This is a genomic window from Streptomyces sp. AC550_RSS872 (assembly GCF_019049285.1).
Classification (GTDB): Bacteria; Actinomycetota; Actinomycetes; order Streptomycetales; family Streptomycetaceae; genus Streptomyces.
Genome location: NZ_JAGMUL010000120.1, coordinates 1 through 20589, shown reverse-complemented (window position 1 = coordinate 20589; position 20589 = coordinate 1). Strand labels below are relative to the sequence as shown.

13 protein-coding genes and 5 pseudogenes are annotated in these 20589 nt (G+C 69.9%); 8 read left to right on the top strand and 10 right to left on the bottom strand.

Going from position 1 to position 20589, the window contains the following annotated elements:
* Positions 1-234: 234 nt before the first annotated feature.
* The 4 genes and pseudogenes from KUM44_RS33110 to KUM44_RS46070 form a co-directional block, all read right to left on the bottom strand.
* Complete coding sequence (locus KUM44_RS33110; RefSeq protein WP_217213449.1) at positions 235-639, bottom strand: DUF6114 domain-containing protein; 405 nt, start codon at positions 637-639, stop codon at positions 235-237.
* The gene (locus tag KUM44_RS33105) at positions 630-1268 is read right to left on the bottom strand and encodes a DUF6230 family protein (RefSeq protein WP_217213448.1); all 639 of its coding nucleotides are present in this window, start codon (positions 1266-1268) and stop codon (positions 630-632) included. Before KUM44_RS33105 ends, KUM44_RS33110 begins: the two co-directional genes overlap by 10 nt.
* A 127-nt stretch (positions 1269-1395) precedes the next feature.
* Complete coding sequence (locus tag KUM44_RS33100; RefSeq protein WP_217213447.1) at positions 1396-2301, bottom strand: class I SAM-dependent methyltransferase; 906 nt, start codon at positions 2299-2301, stop codon at positions 1396-1398.
* 9 nt (positions 2302-2310) lie between these two features.
* Positions 2311-2605: pseudogene (locus KUM44_RS46070) on the bottom strand (hypothetical protein); the annotation flags it as partial.
* Between the two features lie 364 nt (positions 2606-2969).
* Here KUM44_RS46070 and KUM44_RS46980 point away from each other — a divergent pair.
* The 3 genes from KUM44_RS46980 to KUM44_RS33085 all read left to right on the top strand — a co-directional run bounded on the left by KUM44_RS46980 (position 2970) and on the right by KUM44_RS33085 (position 4394).
* Positions 2970-3104, top strand: coding sequence for a hypothetical protein (locus tag KUM44_RS46980; protein WP_302186088.1), 135 nt, complete (start codon positions 2970-2972; stop codon positions 3102-3104).
* A 131-nt stretch (positions 3105-3235) separates the two neighbouring features.
* A complete protein-coding gene (locus tag KUM44_RS33090; protein WP_217213648.1) occupies positions 3236-3814 on the top strand; it encodes a Dps family protein in 579 nt (192 codons plus the stop codon).
* 379 nt (positions 3815-4193) lie between these two features.
* A complete protein-coding gene (locus tag KUM44_RS33085) occupies positions 4194-4394 on the top strand; it encodes a hypothetical protein (RefSeq protein ID WP_254390479.1) in 201 nt (66 codons plus the stop codon).
* Between the two features lie 704 nt (positions 4395-5098).
* On the opposite strand, the gene KUM44_RS33080 is transcribed toward KUM44_RS33085, so the two are convergent.
* The 4 genes and pseudogenes from KUM44_RS33080 to KUM44_RS33065 all read right to left on the bottom strand — a co-directional run bounded on the left by KUM44_RS33080 (position 5099) and on the right by KUM44_RS33065 (position 12251).
* Entirely contained in the window at positions 5099-6853 is a 1755-nt protein-coding gene (locus tag KUM44_RS33080) for a cellulase family glycosylhydrolase (protein WP_217213446.1), read from the bottom strand.
* A gap of 118 nt (positions 6854-6971) precedes the next feature.
* Positions 6972-8483 (bottom strand): glycoside hydrolase family 43 protein, encoded by a 1512-nt coding sequence (locus KUM44_RS33075; RefSeq protein WP_217213445.1) that lies wholly within the window; start codon positions 8481-8483, stop codon positions 6972-6974.
* A 51-nt stretch (positions 8484-8534) separates the two neighbouring features.
* A pseudogene (locus tag KUM44_RS33070) lies at positions 8535-10193 on the bottom strand (glycoside hydrolase family 36 protein).
* A gap of 72 nt (positions 10194-10265) precedes the next feature.
* Positions 10266-12251, bottom strand: coding sequence for a beta-galactosidase (locus tag KUM44_RS33065; RefSeq protein ID WP_217213444.1), 1986 nt, complete (start codon positions 12249-12251; stop codon positions 10266-10268).
* A 545-nt stretch (positions 12252-12796) separates the two neighbouring features.
* Here KUM44_RS33065 and KUM44_RS33060 point away from each other — a divergent pair.
* From KUM44_RS33060 to KUM44_RS33045, 4 genes and pseudogenes are all read left to right on the top strand, one after another.
* A pseudogene (locus KUM44_RS33060) lies at positions 12797-13578 on the top strand (glycoside hydrolase family 3 N-terminal domain-containing protein); the annotation flags it as partial.
* Positions 13535-13855: pseudogene (locus KUM44_RS46065) on the top strand (hypothetical protein); the annotation flags it as partial. The pseudogenes KUM44_RS33060 and KUM44_RS46065, both read left to right, overlap by 44 nt.
* Positions 13856-14118: 263 nt before the next feature.
* Positions 14119-16119, top strand: coding sequence for a TIM-barrel domain-containing protein (locus tag KUM44_RS33050; protein WP_308402781.1), 2001 nt, complete (start codon positions 14119-14121; stop codon positions 16117-16119).
* 710 nt (positions 16120-16829) lie between these two features.
* Positions 16830-18371, top strand: coding sequence for an alpha-N-arabinofuranosidase (locus KUM44_RS33045; protein WP_217213442.1), 1542 nt, complete (start codon positions 16830-16832; stop codon positions 18369-18371).
* Between the two features lie 14 nt (positions 18372-18385).
* On the opposite strand, the pseudogene KUM44_RS47345 reads toward KUM44_RS33045, so the two are convergent.
* Both KUM44_RS47345 and KUM44_RS33040 read right to left on the bottom strand, forming a co-directional pair.
* Positions 18386-18549: pseudogene (locus KUM44_RS47345) on the bottom strand (transposase); the annotation flags it as partial.
* A 66-nt stretch (positions 18550-18615) separates the two neighbouring features.
* Complete coding sequence (locus tag KUM44_RS33040; protein WP_217213441.1) at positions 18616-19590, bottom strand: AraC family transcriptional regulator; 975 nt, start codon at positions 19588-19590, stop codon at positions 18616-18618.
* A 104-nt stretch (positions 19591-19694) separates the two neighbouring features.
* On the opposite strand from KUM44_RS33040, the gene KUM44_RS33035 reads away from it, so the two are divergent.
* Positions 19695-20375, top strand: a complete 681-nt coding sequence (locus KUM44_RS33035) for an NAD(P)H oxidoreductase (protein WP_217213440.1) — start codon at positions 19695-19697, stop codon at positions 20373-20375.
* Positions 20376-20589 lie beyond the last annotated feature (214 nt).

The following is a 20589-nucleotide window of genomic DNA, read 5'->3' as shown; positions in this document are numbered from 1 at the left end:
GGGCCGCCCGGTCGCGTTGCCCTCGGTCGGGAGCGGCGGAGGGCAACCCGCTCGGGTTGCAGCTCCGATCAGGCTGGTCGGCCCCATCGGCCCCATCGGCGCCAACAGCCACCGCACCTGCCACCCGGCCGCCCGGCCGCGCAGCGGGGGTGACATGTGCCCCCGCTGAAGCCAGGCAGAGGATCAGGGCGAACGGTGCGACGAGCAACGACCGTTGGAGCCTGACCCTGCGCCTCATCTGTCGTTCCTGGCGTCGTCGGCGGTGCGCGGTGCCCGCCCTTCCAGCGCACCCCCGTGGGCCGGCGCGTGGGCGAGCGGTGGCTGCCAGGCCAGTGCCAGCGAGCCTCCCAGCAGGGCGAGGACCATACCGAGGAGGAAACCGCCGAGGTTGGCCAGGGGGTAGGACAGAAGCCCGAGTGCGACAGCGGCGCCACCGCTGTATGCCGCCCGCGTGGGGCGGGTCCACATGTGGACCGCGCAGCCGGCCAGCGTGAACGCAAGCATCACCGCGGTCGCCCCACTGGTGCCCAGCACGGGCAGCATCCCCGGGTCGGCCAGCGGTAAGTAGCCGAGTTCCGCGCCGGAAGCGGCGGTGCACACCGACGCCGCGACAGGACGGCGGCCCCGCCTCACCGGCATGGGTGCTCCCCGGCACGGACCTGCATGGTGGCGCCGTCCAGCGAGAACATCCCGGCTGTGACGGACCAGGCTTCCAGGCGCATGCGCTTGATCGTCAACGTGGCCGCCTGCTGGCCGTACGTCCCCGACGGCCCGGTGACACCGCCACCTGTGAGCGTCGCGGCGTCCCGGCCCATCTCCACCTGCCCGAACGCCATGTCCCCTTGCAGCAAGGCAAGATCAAGGGCCATCGACGAGGCCCGTACCGGCTTGTGCTCATCGGCACGGATCAGCAGCGTCGCGGTGCCGAGCGGTGTACGGGCCACCGCCGACTGACACAAGCCGTACAGTGTGGCCTCGCGCAGGCCGACGGCCGCGACGGGGCGCTGCCTGCCCGAAGCGTCCTGGCGGAACGTGGCGAACTGCACCGCGCCCTGCGCCTGAAGTCGCTGGGCGGTGACTGAGAAGGGGCTGTCCGCCATGGCGAACGAGACGGGGACGGCCGCCGCCGTCGTGGTCGCGATCGTGCCGACGGCCAGCGCGAACGAGCCGGCCGCCGCCAGAGCGAACCGCCGCCAACTCGTCCGCCCCCGCCCAGCGACCCCCCGATGCCCGGGGGCAACGTCGTCACGTGCGCCGGTCAGCTCCAAGGTGTTCCTCCCGGGTTTCGGTGCCTGGCCCGTTCAACGGCGCACCGTCGTCCCGGGTTAGTCCTCCTTTCGGGTAATCGCCAGGCTCGTCGACCACCGACCGGCCGCCCTGTGACGCGTGCGCCTGTCATGTCCCATGGATCGGCTTGTCCAGAACGAGCGCGACGTAACGGCTGGCGCGCTGAACGGGGACGTGGGCCAGAACGATGCCGGAGAAGGAGAGCCACTGAGCATGGGTCAGATCCTTCAGAGGGGGCAGCAGTCGGCTCAGGAGCAGGCGCCCGGCGGGCGTGAGGGCCAGCCTGGCGCCGAGAGCGCCGAGGGCCATGAAGCGTCGGGTGACGGGGCGGGTCCAGTCATGGACACGGCATGGACGGTATCCGACGTCGATCGCATGACGGATATAGCGGACGAGCGGTTCGAACTCCTCGAACGCCCACGTGTCGCGAACGACACGGCCGGGGTCCGCCGCGTTGATCTCGGCGGGGTCACCGGTGGCCCAGGCGAAGTCGACGAGGACGAGCCGGCCGCCGGGCTTGAGGAGACGGTAGGTCTCCTCCAGGAATGCGCGGCGGCCATCGGGGCCGAAGTGGAACGCGGCCTCCAGACAGTGCACCTTGTCGAACGCGGCGTTGCCGAAAGAGGCGGGAGCCGAGCGCAGGTCGGTGGCGTCGGCTTGGAGGAAACGGATACGGGGACGGTCACCGTGCCGCTGGACGGCCTGCGCCACGTGGGGCGGATAGAGGTCGATGCCGGTGGCGAAGGCGCCTTGCTCGGCGATACGGCGGGTGGTGTGGCCGGTGCCGCAGGCGACGTCGAGAACCTGTTCGCCCGGCTGGATCCGCAGCAGGGCGAGGGAACGGCTGACGAGGTCCTCCTGGAAGGACGACAGGCCGCCGGTGAGGCGGAGCAGTGTCAGCGGAGTGAAGTAGCCGAGGTTGAGGAGGCTTCCCCAGCCAAGACCGTGCAGCACGGCGAAGAGCGGGTTGTTGTCGGTCTCGTAGGCATGGGCGAGTTCGAGAGGCGTGTTCATGGAGAGCTCTCATCGGGGGGCGAACGTGGTCACTTCCTGGTGATCAGACAACGTCACGACCCGGCCGAAGTAACCGTCGTCTTTCAGGCGGCAGTTGCGGAGTATCTTTGAGACCTTCATCCGGGCGAAGGTGTGCTCCACGCAGGCGCGAACCTTGCGATGGAGGCGTTGTGTTCCCCCTCCCGGGCCGGGAGTTCGTCTTGGTCGCCGACGGCATCCTTGGCGCCGGACATGCTTACGCCTTGCAGTTGTTGCGGTTGCCTCGCACAAGTCGGCCGGTGGTGACGACCAGCCGCGTGTCGGCGACCGAAGACCGGCAAGTGCGAACGCACCACGCTGTACGGCACGCGCACCCGCTACCGGGACCGACGCGCGCCGAGGCGAGTTCGCCGATCCACGCGACGGAGCCATCCCTCAAGGACTACAGCGCAACCCATTGGTGGCCCACCCGGAGCGGTGTCCCGTCCCCCTTGAGCGCATCGCGCAGCGGGTTCGTCGGGCGCGGGTCTCGGCTTTCGGCAGGGAGAGGCGTTCGGCCTGGCTGTGGAGGACTTTGACTTGGACGAAGAAGTCGTCCACGTCCGGCGTCAGTTCAAGATGGTGCGGACGAAGCTGTGCTTCGCATGGCCCAATGGCCGCAATGTCCGTGACGTGCCTGTGCCCTCGATGTGGCCAAGGCTGTGCGGCAGCACATGGAGCTCTTCGCTCCTGTGCCGGTCACCATGGCGTGGGACGACCCGCGCCCGGCCGAGACGCCGGTGGAGGCCAAGCACCGCCGGCCGAGGACGTACCACTCCTCGTGACCGGGCCTAATCGCAAGGCCAGCCGCCACTTCTATGCCGCCGAGCAGCTGGAGGTCGGCGAGTCGGTCGCCTCCCTGGCCCGGTGGCTCGGTCACTCGGACCCAGGGTTCACGCTCCGGACGTACGCGCAGATCGCTACCATCAGCTCGCAGCACGTGAGCAGCCAGCCGCGGCTGCATCAGAAGGGCCAGATCATCCAGGAGTTCGCGACCGTCAAGCTGTTCCCCCTCGGCCTGTCCTACGAAACCCGTGTGTACTCCTGCCAGCGGCTCAATAAAGTCCTGGCCGACACTCCGATCCTCTACGGCCTTTACAAGAAGCATCACTGGCTGATGCGCGGGGCGACCTTCTACCAGCTGCATCTGGTACTGGACAAGCACGCGGGAGAACAGCTCGAACTCATCGACGCCCTCGCCGAACGGGTCCAGACCCTGGGCGGTGTCGCGGTGGGGGATCCCCGGCACGTCGCCGCGATCACCTCGATCCCGCGTCCTCCGGACGGTGTGGAGGAGGTGCCGGCCATGCTGTCGCGGTTGCTGGAGGCACACGAGACCATCCTGACCCAGGCCCACGACGCGGCGGCCCGTATCGCGGAGTTGGGCGATGACGGCACCAGCGACCTTCTGGTCTCACAGGTGATCCGGACCGGCGAACTCCAGGCATGGTTCCTGGCCGAGCATTTGGTCGACACACCCCTTGTCGGTGCCTGAACGGGCCTCAACCGCCAGTGCTCACGGCCGTGGCTCGGTGCGAGCATCGCCACGTCGTGCCGTTACGCGGCGTGCATCGTGGTCGGCCTGGCGCGGGCTCTGGGGCGGGAACCGGACACCGGCCTCCCGCGCCCGCGCCCCGCACCAGGTGCGGGGCTGCTGAGCGAAGCACATCTCGCGAGGTGCGCGTGTAGTGCAGGTGCCGTGCACGGACGATCAGCAATCGCCACTTCACACGGAGCGGGCTCAACTACCTACCGGAACGGAGTGCCCTCGGTGGGGCAGGCACTGGCGATGCCCCGAGCGACACATGCCGACTGTCGCAAGGGTCACCCCCCCTCCCTTGCAACCACAAACGCGACTTACAGGAGAGTTCACCATGAGGAGCAGTCCCGAATCGTCTGGGCAGCGGGCCGAGCCGATAGGCAGGCATTTCGAACCGGACCTGCGGGCGATGACCCGCATCAACCTCCACCCCATCGCCTCCCCGATGCCGGTCGGCTTCTTCGCGGTGGCGATCGCATCCGTTATCGTCGGAAGCTTGCAACTGGGCTTCCTGGGCGACGATGCCGGGCCATGACCTGCTCGAACATCGCCCACCAGCGGACAGTGTCTACGCTTTGGCCTGCGGTCACCGCACGATCTTCAGGAGTCCACACAACCCCCGATGATCACGCGATGGCCGTACCCGTACCCAGCCGGGTCCGCGACAAGATCGCACTGACTGAACCGTGGATTAATCACTCCGTGAACCGACTGGCCACCGCCGTGCTCGTCGAGCCACGGAAGCGGAGCGAGCAGGCGCCAAGCGGGCGTGGTACTGCGCCCACGTGCCGCTACGTGCAGATCGATCCCCGGCCTATGCACCTGGGGGTCGTCGCGATCCAGCCCTGGATGAAACCCGCGACGTCGCGAACGAGTGGCGTGAGGCTTCCGGCACACAGCTGCGTGAATCGGCCGCCGCACAGGACCGCACCGAAGCCTGACGCCGCGCAGGAGGCTTGCGGGACAACCTCTAGACGGTGTGGCGTAAACGCCGGGGTCCAGGGTGATACGGGCGTCCGCGCCGAGGAGGACGACGGCGGGCCAGCTGCCCTGGGCGACGGCGAGGCAGCCCAGCGCCAGGTCCAGGGCCGCTTGGGCGGGGCCCCCGGGCCGGGGTCTCGGGGGCGGCCACGCCCAGCCAGTGCAGGGTGAGGCCAACTGGACGGGGATGGTGAACTGGGCCGTGACCGGGCAGGAAGAGAGCCCCGGGCGCCAGGGGACACCCGGGGCGGGGAAGGGTCAGGCGACGGTTCCGGTCACCGAGCCTGAGCTCTTCGTCACCTTGTACGTCACGGTGGCTCCGCTCCAGAAGTGGAAGACGAGCGTCGCCTGGGTGTTGTCACGCAGTGAGTTGACGAACTTGGAGGTGAGGAGAAGACCGTTGCCCGGGTAGTCGGGAGAGAAGGCCTCGTTGAATTCCTGGTAGGGAGTCCAGTCGGTCGGGCCGGCGTTGGTGCCGTCGGCGTACGTGGCCTCCATGGTGGCCAGCTGGTCACCGCGGTATTGGGTGGGGATGGTGAGACCGCCGGCGTCGCCGGTCGCGTCGGAGAGCACGGGCCTGTCATACGTGGTCACGTGGATCTTCCAGGGCAGACCCCGGGAGAAACGGGCCTCGATCGTCGCGTTGATCCCGTAGGCGCGGTCCCCGGCGAGCCGGGTCAGCGCGGCGGCGGTGAGCGTGAGCTGGTTGCCGGAGACGGTGTAGTCCTTGCCCCGGACGAGCTTTGTGCTGCCCTGCCACACGCCCCGGAAGGTGGTGCCGTTCGGGTTCAGGGTGAGCGTTCTTGCGGTGATCGCACTCGACTTCGCCAGGAAGACACGGTCCGAGGAGGCGGTGCCGGAGCGGGTGGTCCAGCCCGACTTGATCTGGTTGACCAGCTCGGGCTCTCGCCACTCCATCGTGGAGCGGTTCAGGAAGTTGTAGGCGTCCCACAGGGCCGTGGTCACCCCGGAGATGCGGGCCTCGTATCCGAACATCTCGAAGTACTTCAGTGCCTCGCCACGTTCGACACGCGGCGCGCGTTGGAAGTGGTCGGGGTAACTCAACAGGCCGTACTCGCCCAGGTAGACGGGGATTCCCTTGGAGACGAGGGTGTCGCGGAGCCGGGCGAAGTTGTCGGTCAGGTCCTTCTGCGCGGTGGCGTCGAAGTGCGTGCCGCCGGCGACGTTCACGCTGAACGGGTACCAGCTGTAGTAGTGCGTGGTGGCCACGAGGTTGGGGTCGTTCAGCGACTTCATGTTGCTGACCAGCGCGTCCAGGAAGACCTGGCCGGAATTCGTGTGCAGGGTCGGCAGGACGAGCAGCCGGGTCGCGTTGTTGCCGCCGGACTGGCGCACCACCGTGTGGAACGCGGTGTTCAGTTCGTCGTTGTACTGGATGCCCTGGGCGTCGGTGGTGTTGTCGAACTGCGGCTCGTTGTTGCTCTCGAAGAGCAGGCTCTGCGGGTAGTCCTTGAACGTGGCGGCGATCTGGGTCCAGGAGGCCTTGAAACGGGCCAGGACGTTGTCGTGGTCGGTGTGCATCTTCGCGATCCACTGCCACGAGTCGTGGTGGATGTTGATCACGACGTAGAGGTCATTGGCCAGAGCCCAGTCGACGACCTGCTTGACGCGGTTCATCCACGTCGCGTCGATCGTGTAGGGGGCGGTGGAGGACTGGTGGTCGGTCCACGTCACGGGGATACGGACACTGCGGAAGCCCTGGGCCTTGATGGTGTCGAACAGGGACTTGGTGACCAGCGGGTTGCCCCAGGACGTCTCGTCGGGGATGGCGTCCAGGGTGTTGCCGAGGTTCCAGCTGGGCTGCATCGCGGCCACCGTGCCCATCGGGCTGAGCGCGATGTTCTTCGTCGCCGCGGACGCGTCCTTGTGGGACGGTTCGGCGAACGCGGTGGTGCTGGTCAGCCCGATCGCGGCGACCAGCGCCAGCAGCAGACCGAGCACCCGGCGTGGGCCGCCTCTGCGTCGGTCGGTGGGGTGGTGCGTTCCCTTCATCTCTGACCTCTCTCTGTTGGCCGAGCGGGTTCCGCCCGTTTGGGGATGGAGCGGCAGGCAGCAAGGGGGGCGGGGCGTCTTCGGAAGCCGACGTGGTGTCTCGGCTCGCCGCGCCGGTTCAGAGGCCGAGCGGCTCGTAGTCGAACCAGTCGAAGTGGACTGTGCCGGCCGCGGCGTACAGGCCGATGACCCGTCCGGTGAAGCCGCCTGCCACCTCGGTCGACAGGTAGCGGCCGTCGAGTGCGCCGAGTGGGATGAAGGTGCCGTCCGGCTCCTCGACGCCGAACGTGAGGACGTCGGGACCGGTGCGGGGGCCGTTCGGAGGGGCGTCGGAGACGTCGAGGCGCAGAACCACGGGCCCGGCGGGCACGGGACGGGATGCCACGACGGTGCGGAACGGTCCGACGCGGCTCAGGACGCGTACTTGCCCCTCGGCCGCCTCGATCTCGTAGTGGTGCTCCTCGTCCAGGCGGACGGCGAGGCCACCGCGCCCTTCGGCGGGGTCGATCCGGGTGCGTACCCGGCAGGACAGGTGCTGCTGACGGCGGCCGGCGAAGACGACGTCCGGCTCGTCCAGCGAGGCGCCGCCGGCCCGCAGGGTCAGCCAGCCGGACCGTTCCTTGGTGGTGCAGTGCTTGGCGGGACGGTCGCGCACGGAGATCCACTGCGGCCGCAGCTCGCTGAGGTCGAAGTCGTCCCGGACCTCCTCGGCCGGGCCGGGCACGAGCGGCCATGCCGGCGCGGGCAGAACGGACGGCACCTCGCCGACGACGGGCCAGTCCCCCACCCACGTCACCGGTGCGAGGAACGTCTCGCGTCCCAGCACGTGCCAGCCGGGGGTGCCACCGCGCGGGCGGACCCCCAGCAGCACCAACCACCAGGAGCCGTCGGGTCCTTGGACCAGGTCGGCGTGCCCGGTGTTCTGGATCGGGCGGTGAGTGCCGCGGTGGGTGAGGACCGGATTGGCCGGGCACGGCTCGAACGGGCCGGTGGGCGTACGCCCGCGGGCGATCGAGACGGCGTGGCCGCGCTCGGTGCCGCCCTCGGCGATGAGCAGGTACCAGTACGCGCCGATGTGGTACAGATGCGGCGCCTCCGGCGCCTGGGCGCCAGGGGTACCGGCCCACACCTGGTGCGCAGATCCGAACGTCTCGCCGGTGTACGGGTCGATACGGACCTGCGCGCCTCCGGCGACCGTGCACCAGCAGGTGCCGTCCTCGTCCCAGGCGAGATCCGGGTCGATGCCCTTCACCTCTGGCAGTCGGACCGGGTCGGACCAGGGCCCGGCCGGGTCGGTGGCGGTGAACAGCATGTTGCCCTCGCCCTTGGCCACGTTGGTGACGATCAGCCAGAAACGTCCGTCGTGGTGGCGCAGGGTGGGAGCGTAGATCCCGCCGGAGGATGGCATGGAGGCCGGCAGGCGCAGTTGGGCCGGCCGGTCCAGGGCGTTGCCGATCTGCGTCCAGTGCACCAGGTCCCGGCTGTGGAAGACGGGGATGCCGGGGAAGTACTCGAAGCTGGAGCAGACGAGATAGTAGTCGTCGCCCACGCGGCAGACGCTGGGGTCCGGGTGGAAGCCGGGGATCACGGGGTTGGTCATGGTGGCGTCCGCCCGCTGTATTTCTGACATTGGGCCAAGTCCCTTTCCTTCAGCGGGTCGTTGTCAGGTGACACCGGCGGTTCAGGGTGCGTCCGGCACCGTGTGGGTGAGGCGGAGCAGCACGGCGGACGGAGCTGTGGGCAGCGTCAGCGTGAGGTCGGCGGCATCGGGGTTCCAGGCGGCGACGGCCTGGCTCGCGGTGGGGTAGAGGCCGTCGACGCGAGCGGCGGAGCCGCGGAGGTGAGGCAGGAGAAGGCTCATGGTGGACTCTGCGCCGGGGCGGCGCCACACGGTGAGGTAGGTGGTGGCCGGGGTGCGCAGGGCCAGGGCGAGCCACGGGTCGTCCCGGGCCGGCAGGCCGAACGGCCATGCGGGGACGGCCTGAGGCAGGTCGGCACGGATGGCCTTGTACACGGTGACGGCCTCGTGAACCAGGGCCCGGGCCTCGGGCCGCAGATCCGAGAGCAGGCCGGACAGGTGGATGCGGCCGAGGAGTGCGCTCGCCATGGTGAAGGCGACCTCGTCGAGGGAGTCCTCCGGCAGCGGGTAGGCCCAGACGGCGCCCTGCTCGGGGGTGACGGCGGTGGGCGCGGAGGCGGCGATCGGTGCGTACAGCTGGAGGTTCTGCTGGTTGCAGTTGCAGCCGCGACAGAAGGGCGTGGTCCCAGCGCATGCCGCCGGAGGCGCAGTTCTCCACCACCAGGTGCGGGTAGCGGTCCAGGATGCCGTCGAGCCAGTCCAGCTGCGCCCGGTTGTGGCCGAGCAGACCGGCGCCCGGGGTCTCGCCGGGGTGGGCGCTGGTGCCGGAGCCGGGGTCGATGTTGTGGTCGAGCTTGAGGTAGCCGACGCCCCACTCGCCGACCAGACGGTCCACGACCTGGTCGAGGTGGGCGCGGGCGGCTGGATGACGCAGGTCCAGGTGGTGGCGGCCGGTTTCGGTGACGCGAACGCCGTCGCGGCGGAAGAAGGCCTCGTCCGGCAGGGCCTTCGCCATGGGGCTGCGTACGCCGATCACCTCCGGCTCCAACCACAGGCCGGGCACCATGCCGCGCACCCGGATGCGGTCCAGCACCTCGTGGATCCCGCGGTCCCCGGGGAATCGGGAGGCGGCCGGCTCCCAGGCGCCGACGCTGTCCCAACCAGCCGCCGTTCTCGTCGTCGTACCAGCCGGCGTCGATGACGAAGTACTCCGCGCCCGCCTCGGCCGCCGCGTCGATCAGCGGCAGCAGTTTCTCCGTTGTGGGGTCGCCCATCAGGCAGTTTCATGTAGTCGTTGAAGATGACGGGGAGGCGCCGGTGGTCGGAGTGCGGGCGGCGGGCCGTGCGGCGGTAACGGGTCAGCGCGGCGAACGCGTCGTCCGGGCCGCCGTCGGCGCTGAAGGCGAGGGCGACGGGTACGGTGTGGAACTCGCCGCCGGGCCCCAGGGGATGGCGCCATCCGTGGTGGGTGTCGGTGGGGCCGAACAGGGCCAGGTAGGCGAGCTGGTCGCGTTCACCGCACTCCCAGTGCCAGCCGCCGCCGTTGTGCTGCGAGTCGATGAGACGCCCGCTCGACCAGGCGCGGCCGTGCCCCGTGGCCGTCACCTCCAGCAGGGGCAGCGGAGGCCAGTTACGCCGCTCGGGGGGTGTCCCGCCGGGGAGGCCGATGCGGGTGAGGCGGGCGGTGCAGTCCTCGCCGACGTCGATCTCGACCTCCAGGGCCGCGTGGCCCCAGCGGAGAGTCTGCGGTGCGCCGGTCATGATGGTCTTTCTGGTAGGGGGCAGGACGCGCGGGGGCGGGCCCTGACGGTAAGGGAGGGACGCGGGGGGCAGTCAGGCGGTACGGAGCACCGCGCAGCCGCCGGGCGGCAGTTCGGACAATGTGCTGCCCGTGAGCAGGTCGTGGGCGGGCTCGGGCAGGGGCACGGGCTCGGGTCGGTGGCTGATCAGGACGCGCCAGCGACGGCCGTCCGGGGCGCGTCGGATGACGGCCTCGACCTGAGCGGGCAGGCCCGGCACCTCGGGACCCACCCCCGCCTCGTCGAGCAGCCGGGCGACCAGGGCGGCGTAGCCGGCGTCGTCCAGGCGGGTCGAGAGGTACCAGCCCTGTCCGGTGCCGAAGCGGTGACGGGTCAGCGCCGGGCTGCCGGCGAGCATGCCCTCGGCGTAGGCGGCGAGCGTGTCCGCACCTTCGGCGCGAAGCGACTCGCTCCAGACGGTGCCGTGCGATCCGTCCGACAGGGCGATCCGCTCGTCCCGCCGCAGCGGCCGGTACTCCTCGACGCGGATGCCCAGCGCCTCGCGCAGCGGCTCGGCGGGGTAGCCGCCGAGGCGGGCGTGCATGCGGTCGTCGACGTATCCGCTCGCGTGCTGGACGAGGAGGGTTCCGCCGTCGGCGACGTAACGGCGCAGGTTCTCGGCCGCCCCGTCGGACAGGAGGAACAGGGCCGGTGCGATGACGAGCGGGAAGCGGCTCAAGTCGTGCTCGGGGTGCGCGAAGTCGACGGTGACGCCGGCGTCCCACAGTGCCCGGTGCGCCCGGCCGAGTGCCGCGTGGTAGTCGAGGTCCGCCGAGGGCAGGCCGTCCACGCCGAGCGCCCACCAGGCGTCCGCTTCGTGCAGGACCGCCACCGAAGCGGTGACCGTCGATCCCGCCAGCTCGCCGAGCCGGGCGACCGCCTCGCCGACCTGCGCGACCTCACGGAAGATGCGGCTGTCGGGGCCCGCGTGCGGGACCATCGCCGAGTGCCACGTCTCGGCGCCGGCGCGGGACTGGCGCCACTGGAAGAAGAGGGCGCCCTCCGAACCGCGGGCGATGTGGCCGAGGGTGTGGCGCAGGATGTCCCCGGGCTCCTTGGCCAGGACCCGGTCGCGGTCGTAGACGGTACTGGTGCCCTGTTCCATCAGCAGCCAGGGGTGGCCGCCGGCCAGGGAGCGGGTGCGGTCGGCGTGGAAGGCGGCGTCGGCGGCGGCGTCCAGACCGGGTGAGCCGGGGTACTGGTCGGACGTGACGACGTCGAGTTCGCGGGCCAGGGCCCACAGGTCGACGTTCTGGTAGGCGGGGAGCATCAGGTTGGTCGTCACCGGCCGGTCGCTGTGGGCACGGATCGCGTCGCGCTGCTCGCAGTAGGCGGCAACGATCTCGTCCGACCAGAAGCGGTGGAAGTCCAGTGCCCGGCCGGGGTTCTTGTGCCACTGCGTTACGCGCGGCGGCAGCACCTGCTCCCAGGAGGTATAGCGCTGGCTCCAGAAAGCCGTTCCCCAGGCCTCGTTGAGGGCGTCCAACGAGCCGTGGCGTGCGCGCAGCCACACCCTGAAGGCCGCGGCCGTGTGGTCGCAGTAGCAGAGCGTGCCGTACTCGTTGTGCACGTGCCACAGGGCGAGGGCGGGGTGCTCTCCGTAGCGTTCGGCCAGGGCGGAGGCGATCCGGCGGGCCGCGGTGCGGTAGGCGGGCGCGGTGAGGCAGTAAGTGTCGCGGCTGCCGTGGGTGAGGCGGGTGCCGTCCGGGGTGACCGGCAGCGCGTCGGGGTGGGCCAGGGTGAACCAGGGCGGCGGGGAGGCAGTCGGGGTGGCGAGGTCGACGGCCACGCCGTTCGCGTGGAGGCGGTCGATGTGGGCGTCGAGCCAGGCGAAGTCGTAGCGGCCCTCGTCCGGTTCCAGCAGGGCCCAGGAGAAGACACCTACGGTGGCCAGGTTGACCCTGGCCCGGCGCATCAGCGCGTCGTCCTCCTTCCACACCGGTTCGTCCCACTGCTCGGGGTTGTAGTCACCGCCGTAGGCGAGGCCGCCCAGGCGGTCGGTCAGGCTGCGGATGGTCATGACTGGTCCTCGGGAAGAAGGGACTCGGCAACTGCTGGGCGACTGCTCCGGCCCTGCCGACAGTGGTGAGGGAGCGGCTCCGCTCCAGCAGCGGGGAATGGGCGGGTGGAGCCGCTCCCGGTCACAGGGCGGGGGCGCATACGGGCGGCCGGTTCACCCCCTGAGCGCGCCCGAGAGCACGCCGGTGGGAAAGTGCTTCTGCCCGCACGGGCAGATGATCAGCAGCGGTACGAGCGTCAGAACGACCACCGCCCTTTGCAGGGGCAGCGGGGCCGTCTGTGCGTGCCCGGAGCCGAGGCCGGAGTCGACCCTGCTGTGCCGACGAAGCTTCCGCGGTTCAGCTCGTTGCTCAAGGCGGCGGCCCTTCCCTCCCGATCGTCGAAGCGCTTCACCTGGCCGGGAACGTTAATGACACGTCTCTTGCGAGACAAGAGGGCAGGCGTCAAGAAAATCTCATTGGCTCAGATCGTTGACAGCCTGTCGCAGCAGTGCGAGCGTCGAAGCGCTTCGACAGCTCGCAACCAGCCTGCTTAGGGGTTTTCCTCGTGGGTTCTTCGTCCCTGCCCGCCGCCCGGCTTCCGTTCCTCGACCCGGTACTGCCGATCGACAAGCACGTCGACGACCTGCTCGGGCGGCTCACGCTCGACGAGCGGATCGCGCTGCTGCACCAGTACGCACCGGCCGTCGAGCGCCTCGCCATTGCCTCGTTCCGCACCGGCACGGAGGCGCTGCACGGCGTTTCCCGGCTCGGCGAGGCGAGGGTCTTCCCCCAGGCCGTAGGACTCGGCGCGACCTGGGACGAGGACCTGGTCCACCAGGTCGCCGAGGCCGTCTCCGTCGAGCTGCGCGCCTTGAACTGCCACCGTCCGACGGCGAACGGCATCGGCAGCAACACCCTCCAGGCGTGGGCCCCGTGGTGAACCCGCTGCGCGACCCGCGCGGGTGCCGCAACGCGGAGGGCTGCTCCGAGGACCCGGTACACACGGCACGGCTGGGCACCGCCTACTGCGCGGGCCTGGCCGGCGGCCACCCCACCTGCCTGCGCGCGGCCGCGGTGCTCAAACACTTCCTCGCCTACAACAACGAGGACGACCGCTGCGTCACCTCCTCCGGCCTGCGCCCGCGCGTCCTGCGGGAGTACGACCTGGCCGCCTTCCGGCCCGTCGTCGCCTCGGGCGCGGCGACCGGCGCGATGGCCGCGTACCACCTGGTCAACGGCCGCCCCTGTCACGTCAGCCCACTCATCGAGACCGAACTGCGCAGCTGGTCCCCGCCGACCGGACATGACTGGTTCGCCGTCAGCGACGCCGAGGCGCCGTCCAACCTGGAGCTACCCCTGGGGGGTGTTGCGAAAGTCCCGCACAGCACCCACGCCGCCCGGCACGCACCCTCGCCGCACCCGCCAAAGGCCCAAGTGCATCCAGTACGAGGGCCTTCGTCCGGCACGCCGAGGGCACGCACCGGACACCGCGGGCACCGCACGGGACTTTCGCAACACCCCCTACGCCCACGACTGGGCCGACGAGCACCTGCCCGCCGTGGTGTGGACGTCCTACGGCGGGCAGGAGACAGGCTGGTCGCCGGCCGCCGTACTGCTCGGCGAGGCCGACCCCACGGGCGGGCTGCCGCAGACCTGGTATCGGGGCGACGACGAGTATCCGACTTCCCCTTCGAGGACTGACGTCCTGCCCCTCCAGCCGTGGTTCAGTCCGTGGACCATCGCAGCGCCCGCGTCCGCACTCAACTGGCACGCCACGGTTCTCACCGTCGAACTCGACGGTGAACCCCGACCTCTCCCGCGGCATCGGCCGCACACAGACCCCACCACCTCGCCATCGCCACCCGCATCGGAAGGAACGGTATGCCCATGTACCAGCACGTCGAGGCAGGGATCGAGCGCCGCACCCAGGGGGAGGTGCTGCGCGTCGAGCCCTGGGGCCCGCACGCGGTCCGGGTACGCGCGGCGGCCGACACCATCGACGACGAACGCAGCTGGGCGCTCGACCTGCCGGTGTGGGACGCGGGCGAGGCCGACGTGCACGTCCGCGAGGACGGTACGGCCCGCCTCGTCAACGGACGCATCACCGTGGAGGCCGACGCGGACGGGCGACTGCGCTTCCTGCGTACCGGGGAGGCGCACGAGGCCCGCGAGCTGCTGGCAGAGAAGCGGCCTCACCACGGCTACCCAGGCCCCCGCGTCCACACCCCGCGCGGCGACGGCACCTACACCGCCGAGCAGTCCTTCGAGGGCTACGACGGCGAGCGCATCCACGGTCTGGGCCAGCAGCCGCACGGCGGCCTGGACCACAAGGGCCGCGTCATCGACCTCGTCCAGCGCAACACCGTCGTCACGATCCCCTTCCTGCACTCCTCCCGCGGCTACGGACTGCTGTGGAACAACCCCGCCACGGGCCGCGTCGAACTCGCCGCGGACGCCACCCGCTGGGTCGCCGATCAGACCCGCCAGATCGACTACTGGATCGTCGCGGGCGACACCCCCGCCGAGATCATGTCCGCCTATGCCGACGCCACCGGCCACCCGCCCCTGCTGCCCGACTGGGCGAGCGGCTTCTGGCAGTCCAAGCTGCGCTACCGTACCCAGGACGAACTCCTCGCCGTCGCCCGTGAGCACCACCGCCGCGGCCTGCCGCTGTCGGTCATCGTCTGCGACTTCTTCCACTGGACCCGCATGGGTGACTGGTCGTTCGACCCGGAGGACTGGCCCGACCCCGCCGCCATGACCAAGGAGCTGGACTCCCTCGGCGTACGGCTCGTGGTGTCCGTCTGGCCCACCTTGGAGGACGACAGCGCCCACCACGATGCCCTGCGCGCCTGCGGCGGCCTGGTCCGGGACAGCCACGGCGGCCTGCTGCGCCACCACTGGCCGGCGCGCGGCGGGGACCAGCGCTACCTGCCGATGGCGTACTACGACGCGACGCACCCCCGTGCCCGGCAACTACTGTGGGAGCAACTCCGCGCCAACTACCTGCGGTCAGGCGTCACCGCCTTCTGGCTCGACGCCTGCGAACCCGATCTCCCGCCGAGCCTCGCGCCGCGAGCCGTCTACCACGCCGGCCCGGGCCCACAGGTCGGCAACGCATACGCTGACGAACACGCCCGCGCCGTCGCCGAAGGACTCCGCGCAACCGGCGACGACCGGCCGCTGAGCCTGATCCGCTCGGCCTGGGCCGGCAGCCAGCGCCACGGAATCGCGCTGTGGTCCGGGGACATCCTCCCCACCTTCGACTCTCTGGCCGCCCAGGTCCGCGCGGGCCTGAACGTCGCCCTGAGCGGCATCCCCTGGTGGCACACCGACATCGGCGGCTTCCTGGGCGGCAACCCGGACGACCCGGCCTACCGGGAACTGCTCATCCGCTGGTTCCAGTACGGCACCTTCAGCCCCGTCATGCGACTGCACGGTGACCGCGAGCCGAACCAGCCCTTCAGCGCGCGGATGAGCGGCGGCCCCAACGAGGTCTGGTCCTACGGCGAGCAGGCCTATCCGATCCTGCGCCACCATCTCCTCCTGCGTGAACGCCTGCGCCCCTACCTTCACGGACTCGCCGAGACCGCGCACCGCACCGGCGCCCCGCCCATGCGCCCGCTGTTCTTCGACTTCCCCGACGACGCGACCGCCTGGGACGTCGACGACCAGTACATGCTCGGCCCCGACCTGCTCGTCGCACCGGTTGTCGAGGCGGGCGCACGCGAGCGTGCCGTCCACCTGCCGCACGGGGCCCGTTGGATCGACACCGCGACCGGGACGGAACACGAGGGCGGCAGGACGCTGACCGTCGCTGCGCCCCTGGAACGCATACCCGTTTTCGTCCGTTCGGGGTCCGCTCTCACCGGAACGCAGGTGTACTGATGCGTGCGCCGATGAAGACGACCGCAGGACGCACATTCGCCGGCCGTCGTTCTCCCTGGGCTGGTTCGAGGTCTCGTGCCGGCCGTGCACCGAGGATCTCATCCGGGCTTGGTGGTGCCGCAGGCGTCGATGTGCAGCGGAGTGCGCGTCATGGTGCCGGTCGGCGCGGACAGCTCCAAGGCGCGCTGCCGGCGCTCCCGGGCGCGTCGGGTGTCCCCTCGTGGTGTAGGCGTGACTGAGGTGGACGTGGTGTTTCTGCTCGCCGTACGTCAGCCACGTGTCCGACCGCTCGGATACGGGGAGCCGGTTCATGAGGGCGTCGGCGGCCTCAAGCGCGGCGCGGGCCTGCTTGCTCTGGTGGTTGAGGGCGTAGGCGCGGGCGGTGACGGCGGCCGCCGGCGTTGCCGCAGCGGTGGGCCGGGGGCCGGCTTCCGCACCGGGCGCGGCGCGTACCGCCGCGCGGCTTCATCACCGGCAGCCCCACCTCAGGTACCAGCCAACTCGCGTTCCTCCACCGGAAGGCCTGGTACGCCGAGGGCGCGTACGTGGTCAAGCAAGCCTCTACCCCTGCCTGTTCGCCTCCTACGACATCCCTGCGCTGCGTGAACTCGACCTGCAAAATTCAGAGTCGGCAGGTCCACGTCCGTGACGGGCACACCGATGCGCAACGGTTGGCCCACGCGCTCAAGCAGACCTGTGGAAAGGACCCCATGAGCCCCCGCACCGCCGCTGCTGTTCCCACCCGCCCGGCCCGGTTCACCCTCGACCCCTCCTTCACTGTCGGCGAGGTCGACCCCCGCCTCTTCGGTTCCTTCGTCGAACACCTCGGCCGCTGCGTCTACACCGGAATCTTCGAGCCGGACCATCCCTCGGCCGATGAGGCGGGCATCCGCACGGACGTACTGGAGCTGATCCGCGAGCTCGGCGTCACCACGATCCGCTATCCCGGCGGCAACTTCGTCTCCGGCTACAAGTGGGAGGACTCGGTCGGCCCGGTCGAGGACCGCCCGCGCCGCCTCGACCTCGCCTGGCGGTCGACCGAGACCAACCGCTTCGGCCTGTCCGAGTACATCGCCTTCCTGAAGAAGATCGGCCCCCAGGCCGAGCCCATGATGGCGATCAACCTCGGCACGCGCGGCGTCGCCGAGGCCCTGGAACTCCAGGAGTACGCCAACCATCCGCAGGGCACGGCCCTGTCGGACCTGCGCAGAGCGCACGGCGACAAGGATCCCTTCGGTATCCGGCTGTGGTGCCTGGGCAACGAGATGGACGGCCACTGGCAGACCGGCCACAAGACCGCCGCGGAATACGGTCGCATCGCCGCCGAGACGGCGCGCGCCATGCGCCAGATCGACCCGTCCGTGGAACTGGTCGCCTGCGGCTCCTCCGCCCAGTGGCTGACCACCTTCGCCGAGTGGGAGGCGACGGTGCTGCAGGAGACGTACGACCTGGTGGACTACATCTCCCTGCACGCCTACTACGAGCCCCGGGACGGCGACATCGACTCCTTCCTGGCCTCCGCCGTCGACATGGAGTCCTTCATCGAGAACGTCGTCGCGACCTGCGACCACGTGGGTGCGAGGCTGAAGTCGAAGAAGAAGATCAATCTGTCCTTCGACGAGTGGAACGTCTGCTACGGCTTGGAGTTGAACGGGGCAGAGGACTCCGACTCGCGGGACTGGGCGCAGGCACCCCGTCTGCTGGAGAACAGCTACAGCGTCCTGGACGCCGTCGTCGTCGGTTCGCTGCTGATCGCGCTGCTGCGCCACGCGGACCGGGTGGCCGTCGCCTGTCTCGCCCAGCTCGTCAACGTGATCGCCCCGATCATGACCGAGCCGGGCGGCCCGGCCTGGCGGCAGACGACGTTCTTCCCCTTCGCGCAGGCATCGAAGTACGGCCGCGGCCAGGTCCTCGACGTGCGGGTGGACTCGCCGACGTACGAGACGGAGAAGTACGGCGAGGCCGACCTGCTGCACGCCACCGCCGTGCGCGCCGAGGACGGCTCGGTCACCGTCTTCGCCGTCAACCGCAGCCGCACGCAATCCCTGCCACTGCAAGTCACCCTGAACGGCCTCGCGTTGACGTCGGTCGTCGAGCACAGCGCCCTCGCGGACGCCGACCCCGACGCACGCAACACCCTCACCGGTCCACAACGCGTGACCCCGCACCAGGTCTCCGGGACCACCCTGAGCGACGGCACTCTCAGCGCCGTCCTCGAACCGCTGTCATGGAACGTGATCCGGCTCGCCTAGTACTCCTGTGCCGCGTTCTGGTAGAAGATCGCGTTCACGAACCTCCCGGAGATCGCAGGTCCCCGGGGTCTCCGGTCGCCGACCGCCTCACCCGGTCCTGCTTCCAGGCCGTGATCATTGGTTCGATGAACGCCCACTGCTCGTCAGATAAGTCGCTTGGGTAGGGGCTTCGCTCCATGCCTCGCATCTCAGCTGAATATGCCGATCAGTTGGGCCGAACAACAGCAGTACCAAGACCGAGCGATCATGAACCGAGTGGGAAGGGACGCAACGCCCTTTCAGGGGCTGTTGCGGCGCGGAAGGCGCTGGGGCTCACGCCCCGATGGCGTTTGAAGGCGGCGCTGAAGCCGAAGGCATCGGCGTAGCCGACAGACTTGGCGATCAGAGCGATGGAGGAGTCGGTGTCGGACAGGAGTGCCTCGGCCTCGTCCATACGGCATTCGGTGAGGTAGGTCAGCGGCGGGCGACCCATCACCTCGGTGAAGCGTTTGGCGAACAGCGCTCGGGAGACACCGGATTTGGTGGCGAGCGCCTCTACCGTCCATCCCTTGGAGGGCCGGGCGTGGAAGGCTTCGAGGGCGGGGGCGAGGACTGGGTCGGCCAAGCCGCGGTACCACTCTGGGGCTTCCGAGCCCGCCCGGTCGAACCAGGTACGCAGCGTACACACCAGGGCCCAGTCCAGCAGTCGGTCCATCAGAGCCTGGGAGCCGGCAGAGCGCAGGGCGGCGTCGGCGGCGGCCGTCTCCAGCCAGGCGCAGACCTCTGTGCCCTCGTTGATCACGAGTACGGGCGGCAACGCGCGGAGCAGTCGTTCATGGCGATGGCCCGAGGCGCGGTAGGCGCCCACGATCAGTGCGGTTGCCCCGTCCGGTTCGTTGCCCCAGCGGATGCCGCCGAGGTCTTGGGCAGTGCATTCGGCATCCGCTGCGAAGCACGCGATTTCGTACTCGATGTGGGGGCGGTCGAGGGTGGCCGGCTGGTCCACGAGGTGAAATGTGTCGGGGCTGCGCACGATGGCCGTGTCGCCGACGCCGACCGCTTGTTCGGCGCCGTCGGGCAGCAGCAGGGTGCCACCGCCCCGCAACACGCTGACCATCGTGAGCGGGGCGCCGTCGGCGAAGCGGATGGTCCAGGGCGCTTCCAGCACGGCGTGGCTGACGACCGAGCCCTCGGCCCGGATGCCACTGAGCAGCGTACTCAAAGGATCCACGGATGCCATCGTAGACGAACTCCTATGCAGCGGAGCGTTTCTCCCATGGATCATCTAATTGATCACGGGTGTACTGGACTGGTCGAACTGACCGAGACCAGCCAGGAGAAACCGTGTCGCACCGCAGCAGCGCTGCCAGGACCGCCCTTGTGGTCATCGCACACCATCGGGCCGATTCCCTCACCGCGCACACCGCCCGCCGTACCGCCGCGCGACTCGAGACCGCCGGATACAGCGTCGACCTGCTCGACTTGCACGCCGAAGGGTTCGACCCGCGGATGAACGTGGCGGACCAGCCGGACTGGGGCAACCGGGAGAAGCCGTACTCGGACGAAGTCCAGGCCCATATGCAGCGTGTTCTCGACGCCGATGTCGTCGTCGCTGTGTTCCCCGTGTACTGGCAAAGCGTGCCCGCCCTCCTCAAGGGCTGGATCGATCGCGTGTGGAACTACGGATTCGCCTACGGCCGCAGCAAGCCCCGCCTGGCGGGCAAGCGCATACTGTGGCTGGGCCTGGCCGGCGCCACCTCCGACGACCCCATCACAGAGGGAATGCAGGCCGTGCTGGAGACCAACCTGAGCGAGGGCATCGCCTATTACTGCGGATTCTCCTACTCCTCCGTCGCCCTGCTCCCCGACGCCGAGGAGCGCCCGCAGCGCATCGATGCCGAGGGCAATCTGCTGGTCGGCGACGCAGTTGCGGGAGCCGAGCGCGAGGCGCAGTATGCCGAGTTCGACCGCCGCACCCGGAAGGCTGTGGAAGGGTTCCTTACGGCGGAACTGGTGGCGGCCTGAGGACGAGCGCAGGCTCCCGCGCTGCCAGGTGCTGCTCAGACCAACCTGATCGGCACTGCGGCCCGCATCGACGAAGCGGCGATGCGGGCCGGACGGGGCTCTCTACCAGAAACGGACTTACTGACCTTGAATGCGTGATGTCGTCATGGTGGCTGGCGTCGGAGGCCGGTGCCGGTGAGGCAGCCGTCGAGGACGTCGGGACGGTACTGGAGCT